13 protein-coding genes are annotated in these 13,056 nt (G+C 51.9%); 5 read left to right on the top strand and 8 right to left on the bottom strand.

Annotated features, from left to right (window positions below):
• Nucleotides 1–189 precede the first annotated feature (189 nt).
• From C7386_RS12030 to C7386_RS12020, 3 genes are all read right to left on the bottom strand, one after another.
• On the bottom strand, nt 190–1,206 hold the full coding sequence (locus C7386_RS12030) for a sugar ABC transporter substrate-binding protein (RefSeq protein WP_116705605.1): 1,017 nt from the start codon (nt 1,204–1,206) through the stop codon (nt 190–192).
• Between the two features lie 73 nt (nt 1,207–1,279).
• Complete coding sequence (gene iolE, locus C7386_RS12025) at nt 1,280–2,170, bottom strand: myo-inosose-2 dehydratase (protein ID WP_116705604.1); 891 nt, start codon at nt 2,168–2,170, stop codon at nt 1,280–1,282.
• 15 nt (nt 2,171–2,185) lie between these two features.
• Nucleotides 2,186–3,316, bottom strand: coding sequence for a Gfo/Idh/MocA family protein (locus C7386_RS12020; protein ID WP_116705603.1), 1,131 nt, complete (start codon nt 3,314–3,316; stop codon nt 2,186–2,188).
• Nucleotides 3,317–3,453: 137 nt separating this feature from the next.
• On the opposite strand from C7386_RS12020, the gene C7386_RS12015 reads away from it, so the two are divergent.
• The 4 genes from C7386_RS12015 to C7386_RS12000 all read left to right on the top strand — a co-directional run bounded on the left by C7386_RS12015 (nt 3,454) and on the right by C7386_RS12000 (nt 6,801).
• Entirely contained in the window at nt 3,454–4,314 is an 861-nt protein-coding gene (locus C7386_RS12015) for an AraC family transcriptional regulator (RefSeq protein ID WP_116705602.1), read from the top strand.
• 137 nt (nt 4,315–4,451) lie between these two features.
• A complete protein-coding gene (locus C7386_RS12010; protein ID WP_165815554.1) occupies nt 4,452–4,739 on the top strand; it encodes a DUF960 family protein in 288 nt (95 codons plus the stop codon).
• A 30-nt stretch (nt 4,740–4,769) separates the two neighbouring features.
• On the top strand, nt 4,770–5,861 hold the full coding sequence (locus tag C7386_RS12005; protein ID WP_110435929.1) for an amidoligase family protein: 1,092 nt from the start codon (nt 4,770–4,772) through the stop codon (nt 5,859–5,861).
• A gap of 1 nt (nt 5,862) precedes the next feature.
• Nucleotides 5,863–6,801, top strand: coding sequence for a class II glutamine amidotransferase (locus C7386_RS12000; RefSeq protein WP_110435928.1), 939 nt, complete (start codon nt 5,863–5,865; stop codon nt 6,799–6,801).
• 348 nt (nt 6,802–7,149) lie between these two features.
• Here C7386_RS12000 and C7386_RS13530 read toward each other — a convergent pair whose 3' ends face one another.
• Entirely contained in the window at nt 7,150–7,323 is a 174-nt protein-coding gene (locus C7386_RS13530; RefSeq protein WP_165815553.1) for a hypothetical protein, read from the bottom strand.
• Nucleotides 7,324–7,340: 17 nt separating this feature from the next.
• The gene (locus C7386_RS11995) at nt 7,341–8,003 is read right to left on the bottom strand and encodes an HI0074 family nucleotidyltransferase substrate-binding subunit (RefSeq protein ID WP_165815552.1); all 663 of its coding nucleotides are present in this window, start codon (nt 8,001–8,003) and stop codon (nt 7,341–7,343) included.
• Between the two features lie 55 nt (nt 8,004–8,058).
• Here C7386_RS11995 and C7386_RS11990 point away from each other — a divergent pair, with 55 nt between their 5' ends.
• A complete protein-coding gene (locus tag C7386_RS11990; protein WP_110435926.1) occupies nt 8,059–8,640 on the top strand; it encodes a recombinase family protein in 582 nt (193 codons plus the stop codon).
• A gap of 74 nt (nt 8,641–8,714) precedes the next feature.
• Here C7386_RS11990 and C7386_RS11985 read toward each other — a convergent pair whose 3' ends face one another.
• The 3 genes from C7386_RS11985 to C7386_RS11975 form a co-directional block, all read right to left on the bottom strand.
• Nucleotides 8,715–9,035, bottom strand: a complete 321-nt coding sequence (locus C7386_RS11985; protein ID WP_110435925.1) for a type II toxin-antitoxin system RelE/ParE family toxin — start codon at nt 9,033–9,035, stop codon at nt 8,715–8,717.
• Nucleotides 9,022–9,303: a type II toxin-antitoxin system Phd/YefM family antitoxin gene (locus tag C7386_RS11980; protein WP_110435924.1), complete on the bottom strand. Its 282-nt coding sequence runs from the start codon at nt 9,301–9,303 to the stop codon at nt 9,022–9,024. Before C7386_RS11980 ends, C7386_RS11985 begins: the two co-directional genes overlap by 14 nt.
• Nucleotides 9,304–9,459: 156 nt before the next feature.
• Nucleotides 9,460–13,056 (bottom strand): CocE/NonD family hydrolase, encoded by a 3,597-nt coding sequence (locus tag C7386_RS11975; protein ID WP_110435923.1) that lies wholly within the window; start codon nt 13,054–13,056, stop codon nt 9,460–9,462.

Below are 13,056 nucleotides of genomic sequence, written 5' to 3'. Positions count from 1 at the left end.
TCGCCCGGCTTGACGGAAAGCTGCATGTTTTTCAGAGCCACTACGCCCGGAAAACGCTTGGTCGCGTTTTTCAGTTCTACTACGTATTCACTCATCTTTTCACTCTTTTCTTTCACAAAATGAAGAAGCGGGCACACGCTTGCACATATGCCCGCCTGCTTTTACGGATCTGTGATGACAGAATTCGGTTTAGCCGTTTTGTTTCTTTTCAACGATCGCCTTCTGCTCTTCTGCGTTGTCGGCAGTTACGATAGAAGCGGTAGAAGCGATAAACTTATCAAGGGTCTTGCCGTTCAGTGCGTCAACTGCTGCCTGAACACCGCGGTAGCCTACGTCGTAGCCGTCAACAGCAACGGTCATGGTCTCCTGACCTGCAAGGATTGCATCGAGTGCTGCAACATTGCCGCCACAGCCAACGAAAATGGTGTTCTTGTAAGCCGGATAGGAAGCTGCTGCACGTGCAGCGCCGACGGCCATGTCGTCATTATTGCAGACAACGATCGCAATACCCTCCGGATGGCTCTGGATGATCGCTTCCATTGCGGTTACAGCTTTGTCGGATACACCGTCAGCGTACTGGGTCTCCGCATCCAGATAAGTGCCGCCAGCCTTTTCAACACCTGCCTTGTAGCCGCCCATGCGTGCTTCGGAGGTGGAGTCGCCCTGTACACCCGCAATACCAATTGCGGTAATGGTATCCCAGCCGGCTTCCTTAGCTGCTTCTACTGCAGCTTCGCCGCCCATGGAGGCCATAGCCTCGTTATCGAAGCCTACAAAGCTCAGAACCTTATCGGATTCTACGTTGGTGTCAATCGCAATGATCGGAATTTCCGCATTTGCGATCTGGGTTGCAACCGTCTCGGACTGCAGCGGTGCAACGACCATTGCATCCGTGCCGCTTGCGTTCAGTACGGTTTCGATCATGGAGAGCTGTTCGTCGTACGCGGTCTCCGAGGTCGCACCCTGTACATCAACCTCAGCGCCGAGGTCCTTGCCAGCCTGCTCGCATCCCTTGGCTACATAGGCCCAGTACTCGGAAGCCAAGGTTTTCAGAACAACGGTGATGTGCGGATTCTCGGTGGAAGTGCTTGCAGCGTTATCGCCGTCCGTCGATGACGAGGTATTGCCACCGCAGCCGGTCAGTGCGCCCAGAAGCAGCGCTGTACTAAGCATTGCTGCACCAATTCGTTTCGTCATCTTAGTCATTTTTATTTCCTCCTATCAGTCAGCACGTATGCTGTTTTCTGTTTTCTCTTTTCTCTGCTTTTACAGTCTGTAATCAGATACCTGCGGTTTTCTTGATATACTCGCGTGCCATCTTGGCATACTCGAGCGGATTTGCCTTTGCCGGGTCCTGCTCGGCCTCTACGATGAACCAGCCCTCGTAGTGTGCATCGTGCAGAGCCTTGAATACGCCCGGATAGTCGACGCAGCCGTCACCCGGAATGGTGAAGCAGCCTTCCAGAACCGCCTTGCGGAACTTGAAGCCCTCGGCGTAAGCCTTTTCCATCATGTCGGGACGGATGTCCTTGAGGTGAACGTGGCCGATACGCAGGCCGAACTCCCTGGCTGCCTTGACGGCATCTTCCTTGGAAAAGGTGAAGTGGCCGGTGTCGAAGCAGAGGTAAACGTAGCGCGGATCGGTGTTGTCCATCAGGCGCTTGGTTTCCTCGAAGGTCTGTACAACCGTTGCCATATGGTGATGGAAGCACAGCTTGAAGCCGCGGTCAGCAGCAATCTTGCCCAGCTTGTTCAGACCGTCGCACAGCTTATCCCACTCTTCGTCGGTGGCGATCGGCTTGTTGTCACCGAACATCGAGCACTCCTCTGCGAACAGGCAGCGGGTCAGCTCGCATACGTTGATGCGGCTTGCACCGACAGCCTCGAGGAAGTCCAGCTGCTCGATAAATGCCTTTTCGTTCTCCTCGTAGGGGGTCGAGCACAGGAAGCTCGAGAACCACTGGGATGCAATCTTGATGCCGCGCAGGTCGAGCGCCTTGTTCAGCACCGCCGGGTCGGTCGGAAACTTGCCGCCGACCTCGGTGCCCTGAAAGCCTGCCAGAGCCGCTTCGGAAACCATCTGCTCGAAGGTCAGCTCGCCGCCGAGCTGCGGCATATCGTCATTCGTCCAGCCAATCGGCGCAATGCCGAGTTTTACATTATTAAACATAGCCTTGAACCTCCCTTAGCACTTTTCCCAAGTGCCCGACTTAACGGACTTGAGCACTGCGTTGATAATGCCGTCAACCTTGGCGCCCATCTCGAAGTTGCAGATGTACTCGCCGCCGTGCATAGCCTGCATGAGTGCGTGAGCCTGCAGCGTCTTCATATCGTCGAATGCGATTGCGATGCCGCCTGCCGGCTGGAAGTACTTGAAGCCCTTGTGCTGCGGGTTGAGCAGTACGGTGCGGAAGCCGCAGTCACGGCCGTTGTCCTTGTCTGCGTCAGCCTTGAAGTAAACCTGAACCTCGCACATGCGCTCCAGATCGTATACTACCGAGCCCTCGGTGCCCTGAATCTCGTAATAGAAGTAGTTCTTGCGGCCGGTTGCAACACGGGAGGACGAGAAGTCACCAATTGCACCGTTTTCATACTTAACGAGGAAGGTGATGAGGTCGTCGTTCTCAACCTTGCCCATCTCAGTGCTGCCTGCCTTGACCGGACGCTCCGGAATAACGATGGACTGCACGCCGAGCACCTCGCTCATGTCGCCCATGATCATCTGGGAAACGCTCAGCAGGTGGCTGCACAGGTCGCCGAGTGCGCCGGAACCTGCCAGCTTGTTGATGTGACGCCATGCGATCGGAATGGACGGATCGAGCAGCATATCCTGATCGTAAGTAGCGTGTACGCGCATGATCTTGCCCAGCTTGCCGGACTTGACGAGCTCTGCAACGTACTGGTTTGCCGGGTTCATGATGTTGGAGAAACCGCAGTAGTTGACTACGCCCTTTCCCTTGGCCAGATCAGCCAGCTCGCGGGACTGCTCAGCAGACAGAGACAGCGGCTTCTCGCAGAAAACATGCTTGCCGTGCTCCAGAGCAGCCTTTGCCATCTCGTAGTGCATGCAGTTCGGGGTTGCAACGTCAACCAGGTCGATTTCGGGATCGGTGACAACGTCCATCCAGTTGGTGGTGTAGCGGTTGTAGCCCATGTTCTTGGCGAACTTTGCTACTGCATCCTCGCTGACGTCGCTTACCAGCTCAAATACCGGCATATCATCGCCGAAGATCATGCGTGCGTTGTGGAATGCGGTGGTGTGAGCCTTGCCCATCCAGCCAGCGCCGATCAGACCGATTTTAATTTCCTTGCTCATAAGTATCTTCTCCTTTTGAACGATCGGAAGGTTTCTTGCCTTTCTGTTGTGCCTATGATATCATAAGAGACGAAAGCTGTCACGTGTAATGCGTGCACAAAATATGCAATTTTTGCTCTGACATTAGGGGTGCTGTTATGGATATTCGTCAGCAGGGTGTTATTCGATTTGAACCCGGTATCATAGAAAAAGAAGGGATCTATTTTCATACTGCTTCGGCTTTTGCGCAGCAGCACCTGTTTTATGGTCTCTGGGGTGCACGTTATCTTTGCAGTGCGCCGTACAGCGTGCGCAGAAAACATTTGAACGCATTTTTGATGTTTTACATTCATTCGGGTGAAATGCAGTTCACATATCGGGATCAGACATTCACAGCAAGCGCCGATGATATCGTGCTCATCGACTGCAATTTTCCGCACCACTACTATACAAAGAGAGAGGCGCAGTTCAGCTGGTTTCATTTTCACGGCAATGCCTCACAGGCGTACTGCGATCTTCTGTGGAAGAACAACGGTGCGCTGTTCAGCAAGCAGTATGGCTTGGAGAAGGACTTTCAAAAGATCATGCAGATGCTGCCACTTGATGCCAATGCAGACGATCGCATGTCGGTCGTCATTCACCATATACTTTCCTCGCTGAATACCCAAGGGCACGCGGCACACAACGTTTCGCCGCAGATACAGGCGGCAAAGGACTGGATGGACGAGCATTTTCATGAAAATATTCAAATAGAAGAAGTTGCTGCGCAGGTATCGCTTAGCCGGTTCTACTTTTCTCGCCGATTTCGCGAGGAAACCGGTTTATCGCCGCATGAGTATCTGCTCAATCTGCGGCTATCCTATGCAAAACTACAGCTTTCAGAATCGGATGACAGCATAGAAGAGATTGCTTATGACTGTGCGTTTTGCTCTGCTTCTAATCTGATTCGTGCATTTAAGAAAAGTACCGGTCTTACACCGTATCAGTTTCGGAAAACTGTATTCATTACAACGCATTGACAGAATAATATGAGAAAAGCATAGCTTGAACCATGTTTTTTTCTGTGTTTCCGCCACTTTTGGACATATATTATAGATGTAGAAGCTCCTGGGATATTCTCAGGAGCTTACTTTTTGTCAAAAAGGAGGAAGCGAAAATGTTCGACGATCAAAAATTTCTGACGCGCGGGATAGAAAGCGAGATTCCCGCATGGCTTGTTCATCTTATGTGGCACATGGTTCTGACAATGGAAATCGAGAAAAAAGATTACCTGCAGGTATTCACGCTGACGAAAACACCGACTGGCCAACACATCGTCCACGAGCAGGAACAGCCGACATACCGTTACGAGCTTGATGTCCCTTGTGACGATGCCGTAGACGCGAAGGTGTTCATCATCGACGATTTGACGCATTCTACTATGCTGCTTGCTGAAGAATATTAACATTCACTAAACAAAAAGGAGGACTAACCAATGAGTGAAACAAGAATTTGTGCAAACTGTGGTGCGGAGCATCCGATCGACGAAATGTTCCAAGTGGAAAATGACTGGCTCTGCGAGGACTGCGCGGATTGCCTGACCGTAATCTGTGACCACTGTGCCGAGCGGGTTTACGAGGAAAATGCCGTCGAGGATGACACGCACACGCTTTGCGACCACTGCTTTGATGAATACTACGTCCGCTGTGAGGACTGCAACCGTATTATTCATCGTGACCGCGCGTATTGGGACAATGACGACAACGCCTACTGCGCATCCTGCTGGGATGAGCATTGTCAAATTATTCACGAGTACAATTACACGCCCGACCTCGTGTTCCACGGCAAAGGTCTGCGTCATTTCGGCGTTGAGCTTGAAATCGACGACGGCGGTACGGTCAACAGCAATGCGCAGAAGCTGCTCGACATCGCGAACAAGGACGCAGAAAATCTCTACATCAAGACGGACGGCAGTCTGGATGAAGGCTTGGAGCTTGTTACCCATCCAATGACGCTCGAATACCATTTGAACGAAATGCCGTGGGCGGAGGTGTTGCGTAAAGCGCAGAGCATGGGGTACCTCAGCCATGCGGCAGGAACCTGCGGACTGCACGTTCATATCTCACGTCTGGCGTTTGGCTGCACTTATGAGCAGCAGGAGGCCGCGATTGCTCGCCTGCTGTACTTCGTCGAAAAATTCTGGGCGGAGCTGTTGCGGTTCAGCCGCCGCACACAGAGCCAGATGAACCGTTGGGCCGCTCGGTACGGCATTCGCCTTACGCCGTCCGAACAAATGAGCCACGCTAAAAACTCCTGTGCCGGACGTTACACGGCGGTCAATCTCACGAACGCAGATACCGTTGAAATCCGGATGTTCCGCGGCACGCTCAAACTGAATACTCTCAAAGCCACCTTGCAGATGGTCAACCATCTCGTCGAGGTGGCTGTTTCTATGTCTGACACCGCTGTACAGGAGCTTAGCTGGTTTGATTTTCTGGACGATATCAACGAGCCGGAGCTTATTCAGTATTTGAAAGAGCGTCGGCTTTATGTTAATGAACCTGTAAACACTTCGGAGGAGGAGTAATATGTGCAGTTTATTCGGCTTAATCGACTTTAAGGAGTGCCTGAGCACCCATACGAAGAACAAAATTTTGAACACGTTAGCGCGTGAATGCCAGGTGCGCGGCACGGATGCGACCGGCATTGCCTACAACTTCAATGACCGTCTGCGGATCTACAAACGTCCTTTGCCTGCTCGAAAGATGAAGATTCATATTCCGCACGGTGTAAACGTGGTCATGGGACATACGCGTATGACCACACAGGGTAATGCGCAGTTTAACCAGAATAACCACCCGTTCCTTGGTCACGTTGACGGAAACAGCTTCGCCCTCGCACATAACGGCGTGCTCTGGAATGACAAGGAGCTTCGCATGGAAGAAAATCTCCCGATGACGAGCGTTGAGACGGACAGCTACGTTGCGGTGCAGCTTTTAGAGAAAAACAAGACCCTCGACTTCGGCAGCCTGAAATCTATGGCTGAAGCAGTCGAGGGTTCTTTTGTGTTTACGGTTCTGGATAAGGATAACTCCATCTGGTTCGTCGTCGGGGACAATCCACTGTGCGTGATGTTCTATGATGGCTTTCTGATTTACGCCTCGACGCAGGAAATCCTCTGTAAGACCATCAAGAAACTGCGGCTGAAAGCGCCCTCTGACATTCTGGAGCCGAAGGAGGGTGAAATTTTGAAAATCGACCGAGCAGGCCGTATCACCACTGGCGCATTTACACCGAAAACCAGCTACGAACATTGGTGGCGACACTATCCTTATTACCGCAACTACTACGAGGACACGCCTGTAAGCTACGATGATTTATTCAGCGTGGCGAAAGCATTCGGCGTAACCGCTGACGAAGTGCAAGCACTTCTCGACTATGGCTGTTCCGAGGAAGAAGTCGAGGAAATGCTGTACGACCCGACCTTGCTCCATGAGATGACCGGCGAATTACTTTACGCGTATTAAGGAAAGGAGATGCTGCTTATGATTCCATTAGGCCCAATTTTCCAGGCTGTAGGCGCGGTGGTTGATCTTATCATCGAAGCCGTCGAAAACTTTTCGGATAGCTAAAGTGAGGTGAACAGATGAACGCAGGAAAAGTCATTCTCGGTGCGCTGACCATCATCGGTCTGCTCGCCGACCTTATCGACGATGATTGAACACAAAAATACCGACTCATCAAGAGCCGGTATTTTTTGAGCGTGTCATTAGGCTATGCCCATCTGAAACAACGAAAAACTATGTCAATAGGGTCGTTTTCGGGCTTTTGAAATATGTCAAAATGTGCGGCGATCCTATTGACATAAATGAGTTTCAAAGGTATTTCGCATTGATCTTATGCAGGCAATCCTGTAAAGTTGTGCTGCCGTTATAGATAGCAAGGCACATTGCCCGTATTTCATCGGTCATCTCCAGTCCTTCCATGCGGCAGGACATGGCAATGTTATTAAGAATTTCGGTAATCTTAGTCTGTTGTATATTCGGCATAGTAAGCAATTCTCAAATTAACCGCATTTCAACTGCTCGATAAGCTTGTCAAACAGCGATACAAACTCGCTCTCAATCTGCGAGTAAATTTCCTGTGCGGTTGCATCATCATAAAGGTGCGAGGTTTGGTTGCGAGCATTCAGCAATACAACCCACGCCTGTTCATCATCAATCAGGCCATACGAGAACGCCTTGCGCATCGTTGCTTTCGGACTGTTCAACTCTGTAAAACCTTGGTCAAGTAAGAACTCACGAGTGGTTTTCCACGCCAGTTCGCAGGTGAACTCAAAACGCTGGATTACACCATCGCGAATGATTTTGGCCGGATTCTCTTGATACGCCTGCACGCCTTCACGCAAGCGTTCTACAGCATTGGTGAGATTTTCGAATTTCGTATTGTAACGGTCCAGCAAGCAAATCCCGTCCTTTTCTATATTTTCAAGCAATGCGGCATCGGTATGTTCGCTGACAAACACCAGATCAACCGAATACAGCGAGTCCAGATCATTTTCGACAGCATCGCTGAATTGCGCACGCTGTTGCGCTGTGCAGCCCCAGACCGCAAAATCGTAGTCGCTACGGGCGCGATAATCGCCGCGGGCACGCGAACCGAATAATACCAGTTTCGGCACTCCATAACGGTGCGCCAACCGTTTTACCTGTTCGATTGTCTTATCCATCAGCGTCACCGTCCTTATTATTTTCATTATACCATACTTAAAGGAGAGATACACCATGAAAATTGGCTACATCCGTGTCAGCACCGAGGAGCAGAATACCGCTCGACAGGAAGTTCTACTGCGCGAACTCGGTGTTGACGAGGTTTTCATCGACAAGGCGAGCGGCAAAAACGCGGACCGCCCGGAGCTTACCCGCATGATGAACTACGTCCGGCGCGGCGATACCGTGATTATTGAGTCAATCAGCCGTTTCGCGAGAAACACGCGCGACCTGCTCGATCTCGTGAAACAGCTGACCGAGAAACAAGTAGAATTTGTCAGCCGCAAAGAGGCTATTGACACAACCACACCTACCGGCAAGTTTATGCTCACCGTGTTCGCGGCGGTCGCGGAGCTTGAGCGCGAGTATATCCTCCAGCGTCAGCGCGAGGGCATCGCTATTGCTAAAGAGCAAGGTAAATACACCGGCCGCAAGCCAATGCCTCTGCCGGACAATTTCGAGCGAGTGGTTGCTCGCTGGCGGGCAGGAGAGATTACGGCAGCCGAGGCCATGCGACAGACAGGACTGAAGGCAAACACATTTTACCGCAGGTGCTCCCAGACTTCTCTTGCGCTTAAACGCATCCAATCCATATAATGCGAGTACGAGTAAGCGCTATAGAACGAGCGCAGACATTTCTGCCTGCGCTCGTCAGATGTTGTATTGGAATTTTACTGAATCAGCCATTGATAATCCTGCCGTCCATCAATCACGTATTCAACAAAAACTCGTTCGCCTTTAATTTGATAAATGAGTAGATACCATTTACCAAACACCATTTTGCGATACTTTTCTGTTACGAAAACACTCGAACGCAAGATTGGGTTTCGATATGGAAAGCTTTGCAGAGAATCTGCCGCTTTCCAGAAGTCAGCTGCCAATTGGCGTGCCAATCGTTCTTCTAACCGTGCCATGAATACCGCATGCTCAACCAGCTGCTGCGCTGCTCGCTTGGATACGATAACCTGGAATTTGTTTTCAAGCTCCGGCATGGCAGGTCTCCCGAATTGCCTGATCCATCATGGAAGCGACTTCATCCACCGAGTAGTCCGGTGCACCGTGTAAGCGGTCTTCCTCAACAGCAAGCAGTTCCTCGCGTAGCTTTAGCATTTTTTCGCGTTTTGTAAATGAATTGATATCCATTACAACGAGATCACCTTCGCCGTTCTTGGTCAGATAAACCGGCTCTCCGGTGGATCTGCACAGCTCGGCAATATCATTGTAATTCTGACGAATACTTGCACTCGGTTTGATATTCATAAAAGCACCTCCATATAGTAATATCATAATTATATTATACTCTAATAATGCTATGATGCAATAGCTGTTATCTCGAATCTCAGGATAAAATACCGCCGGGTCTCCCAAATACGGGGAACCCGGCGGCTGCATGTTACTGATTTACTTTTTCAGTTTTTACTTGCTCATCTCGCAGAAGCGCATGAGGATTGCGGCAACCTGTGCGCGGGTTGCGTTGTTCTGCGGGTTCAGCTTGCCATTGGAGCCGTTGACAATGCCGTTGGCAACTGCCCACTGCATTGCATCTGCTGCATAGGTGCTGACGGAAGCTGCATCAGAGAAGCTGTCGAGCTTGCCATCTGCCTTCGGAGAGCCGGCGTAGCGGTACATCATGGTAACGAGCTGCTCACGGGTGATGTTGGCGTTCGGGTTGGTGCCGTCGGAAACGCCCTTGGCCTTCGCCCAGTTCATGCCCTTCTCGTACCAAGTAGCGCCGCCGGTGGTGTCCTCGCCTGCGTAGCGCGCGAGAACCGTCATCAGCATTGCACGGGTCGTGGTTGCGCTCGGCGCAAACTTGTCGCTGCCCGTGCCGCTCATCAGGCCCTTGTCGGAAACGTATTTGACCGCGTCAGCATACCAGTCGCCGGTCTTGACGTCAGAGTAAGACTTGCTCTCGGTCTGACTGCCGTTGTCGGCAACGAAGGTCGGAGTAACCGTTACCTTGCCCTCCGGCATGGTGAAGGTGTACTTGCCGTTGCCCTTGTCCGTCACTTCGACGGTATTGCCCTTTGCGTCGGTGATCGTCAGCTTGTCGAGCTTGTAGCCGTCCTTTGCCTTTACGGTAACAGTAACCGTGCTGCCCTTGGAAGCCGAGGTCTTGTCGATCGAAACCGAACCGTTATCCGACTTGGAAGCGGAAACCGTGGTGCTCGAGCCGGAGGACGAGCCGCCGCCGCTGCTCGAATGATGCACGGTGAAGTTTGCGGTGATGGTGGTGTTGCTGTTGATGGTAAAGGTCTTCGTAGCGCCGCCCTCAACTGCCTCGCCGTTTACCGTCCAGCCGCTGAAGTCATAGCCGCTGTCTGCGGTCGCGGTGAGGGTGACTTCCGTGCCTGCTGCAACCATGCTACTCTCCAGACCGGTAACCTTGCCGTTCTTTGCGCTGGTGCTTACGCAGTACTTGTTGTCTACTGCGGACATAGTCGCAGTGTACTGACCGTTTTCTACCGGAATAACGGCAGACAGTGCAGTATTGTCAATCGTAATGCCGTAGTTCTCGAAGTGTTCGTCATCTACCTTGCCCGGCTCGTAGGTGTAAACAACCAGAGCCAGCTTGTGACCTGCCTTTACGGTGTAGTAGTTCGGCTGGAGATATACGGTGTAGTTGTTGTACGTGCCATCCTCAAGTTCGATCTCGTTCGCTGCGGAAGCAGAGCTGAAACCTGCGTCCGGGTTTGCAAGGTCGATCCAGCCGCGTGCAATAATCTTGTACTTGGAGGTAGTCGGCTTGAACTTGATTACATCGTAATCCTCAGCACCGCTGCCGACCCAGTTGACCGCACCGGTCTTGTCCTCGGTGACGCTGGTGGTGTAGCTCTGGAATGCCTCGTCAGATACGTCAACCAGCATTGCGCTCATCATCAGCGCATCACGGCTGTTGCTGCCTGCTCTCATGACTGCAATGCCATACTCATCTTCAGCGTCATATTCTTCTTCGTCCGCAACCTGATTGTCCGGATTCATGATCTCTTCATGATCCACGCCGCGCGGAGCAGCTTCGACTGCATCGAAATCAGCTGCTTCGACAGCCTGCTTATCCGGATGCTGAATCGGAGTCGCCTTGATTTTTACCTTGACCGTACCCTTGATAACGGTATCGTCCTTGACATCATAGGTGTACATTGCGCTCGCGGAGGTGGACGCAGCCGTGAACGCATCACGCCAGCTGGAAATACCGGTCATGTTGCTGTTGATGGTGGTCGTACCGGTTTCATTGTTGGTCAGAGTCAGCGTATTGGCATATGCCGATGCTTCATCCGAGGTCGGCCATGTATCCGAGGTGGACCAGCCGCCGTCAACAATGTTGCTCTGTACGGTAACGGTTGCCATCTTCTCTGCACCGTTGTCCTGGTCATACAGATAATGGCTGAACCACTTGTTCAGAATGCTGTTGTAGGTCTCGTCGCCAATCAGCAGCGAAGTCTTATGAGAATCGTAATCCGGGGTGATATGCGCGCCCTGATGCAGGAGCAGCTTGACGTCCTGACCCTTACCTTTAAATGCGTCATACATCAGCTGGAACTGCTTGGTGCGAACGTTATCGTCGTTCAGACCGTGAACAATCAGCGCCGGGCATTTGAAGTTATCATAGGTGGTTTTATCATCAGTTCTCTTACCTGCGTTGCCTGCGGTGTAGTCACGGGTTGCCCAGTGCGTGCCGTAGTCACCGTTCAGCTCAATCTGGTCATTATAAATACGGTTAAGATATGCCTGATAGGTGTCTTTGATGCTGTTCCAGTCATCTTCGTCAATGTAGCGGCCAGCGCAGTAGAAACCGAGGTTATCCGAATATGCCGGATTACTGCCAGTAGAGATACCCTGCGAGTTGGTGTACTCATACCAGCTTGCAATGCCTGCAACCGGAACGATGGTCTTAAGGCCCTTAACACCAGTGGAAGCGACTGCGAAGTCAGTCGTGCCACCGTAGGAACGGCCGGTCATAGCGACATTGCCGTTCGACCAGTCGGCTTTAATTGCAATATTGCTGGTTCTGTCGGTATAAGCAGCACGGTCACCGGTCAGCCACTCGATAACGCACTTGAATGCGTCGGTCTCAACGTCAGCGCCGCAAGTCTCCAGGCCTTCGGAACCACGGGTGCCCAGACCGCCTACCTCAACCACCGCGTAGCCTCGAACGAGGAAGTAGTCGTACCAGTCGAGGTCCTCGTAATCGTAGAACGGGTATTTAGGAGAGCTTTCATATGGACTGAGATAGTACCACTCTCCTGCCTTTGCTTTCTCGGCCGCGTCCATCGTGCTCATTTCTCCAGTGGAAACGCGCTGATACTTTGCCGAACCGTACAGGCTATTCAAGTCGTAGCCCAGATCACCCTCCTTATAGGTGAACTTGCGGTCATCGCCGTTATCCGTGCAGCCCGTAATATACGGACGTGCGTCCATAATGGTTGCAAAATTGTGATTATCCCGGTTCTTAGCTGCAGCACGGGGAATCTGCACCAGAGCCTTTACCAGATCAAGCTTGCCATCACCGTCGGTGTCGTAGTTGGTCTCGACGTAAACCGAGTAGCGGATGATGTCGCTCTTATCATTGCTGTAGCCGTCCTTGGTCGGAACGCCGCTCGTGTATGGAAAAATCGGCTGTGCCACACCGTCTACGAACAGCGGAGTGCCGTTCTTTACTGCATTGCGCAGGTTAACAGCTGCCGTGCTGTTTTCCATCGTGTGCAGCTCTTCCAGCGAGCAGGCTGCGGAACCGTCGAACTTGTCATCTGCGATGCCTACGCTCTTCGCCATAGCGATGTAGTCGCTGTCGCCGCTCGGGAACTGCGTTTCCTTCATACCGCAATCCAGCAGAATGTACTTGACCGCATTCAGTTTGGTCAAGCCGCCGCTCTGTGCCGAAGCTTCGAGCGCCGCATAGGTCGATACCTGCTGTCCGTCATCGCCGCTGTTTGCATCAACAGCGCCCGCCTGACAGGTGAACGACAGGATCATGGAAAGCACCAGCGCGATGCTGGCCGCTCTCTTCTTCAT

The organism is Agathobaculum butyriciproducens, assembly GCA_003096535.1.
In the GTDB taxonomy this organism is placed as follows: Bacteria; Bacillota; Clostridia; order Oscillospirales; family Butyricicoccaceae; genus Agathobaculum; species Agathobaculum butyriciproducens.
The sequence above is the reverse complement of the archived record's forward strand: the minus strand, read 5'-3'. Positions and strand labels throughout refer to the sequence as shown.

What these genes read in the sequence shown, in the direction of transcription:
- C7386_RS12030 (WP_116705605.1), bottom strand. Translation starts at nt 1,206, where the DNA reads ATGACTAAGATGACGAAACGAATTGGTGCAGCAATGCTTAGTACAGCG.
- iolE (WP_116705604.1), bottom strand. Translation starts at nt 2,170, where the DNA reads ATGTTTAATAATGTAAAACTCGGCATTGCGCCGATTGGCTGGACGAAT.
- C7386_RS12020 (WP_116705603.1), bottom strand. Translation starts at nt 3,316, where the DNA reads ATGAGCAAGGAAATTAAAATCGGTCTGATCGGCGCTGGCTGGATGGGC.
- C7386_RS12015 (WP_116705602.1), top strand. Translation starts at nt 3,454, where the DNA reads ATGGATATTCGTCAGCAGGGTGTTATTCGATTTGAACCCGGTATCATA.
- C7386_RS12010 (WP_165815554.1), top strand. Translation starts at nt 4,452, where the DNA reads ATGTTCGACGATCAAAAATTTCTGACGCGCGGGATAGAAAGCGAGATT.
- C7386_RS12005 (WP_110435929.1), top strand. Translation starts at nt 4,770, where the DNA reads ATGAGTGAAACAAGAATTTGTGCAAACTGTGGTGCGGAGCATCCGATC.
- C7386_RS12000 (WP_110435928.1), top strand. Translation starts at nt 5,863, where the DNA reads ATGTGCAGTTTATTCGGCTTAATCGACTTTAAGGAGTGCCTGAGCACC.
- C7386_RS13530 (WP_165815553.1), bottom strand. Translation starts at nt 7,323, where the DNA reads ATGCCGAATATACAACAGACTAAGATTACCGAAATTCTTAATAACATT.
- C7386_RS11995 (WP_165815552.1), bottom strand. Translation starts at nt 8,003, where the DNA reads ATGGATAAGACAATCGAACAGGTAAAACGGTTGGCGCACCGTTATGGA.
- C7386_RS11990 (WP_110435926.1), top strand. Translation starts at nt 8,059, where the DNA reads ATGAAAATTGGCTACATCCGTGTCAGCACCGAGGAGCAGAATACCGCT.
- C7386_RS11985 (WP_110435925.1), bottom strand. Translation starts at nt 9,035, where the DNA reads ATGCCGGAGCTTGAAAACAAATTCCAGGTTATCGTATCCAAGCGAGCA.
- C7386_RS11980 (WP_110435924.1), bottom strand. Translation starts at nt 9,303, where the DNA reads ATGAATATCAAACCGAGTGCAAGTATTCGTCAGAATTACAATGATATT.
- C7386_RS11975 (WP_110435923.1), bottom strand. Translation starts at nt 13,056, where the DNA reads ATGAAGAAGAGAGCGGCCAGCATCGCGCTGGTGCTTTCCATGATCCTG.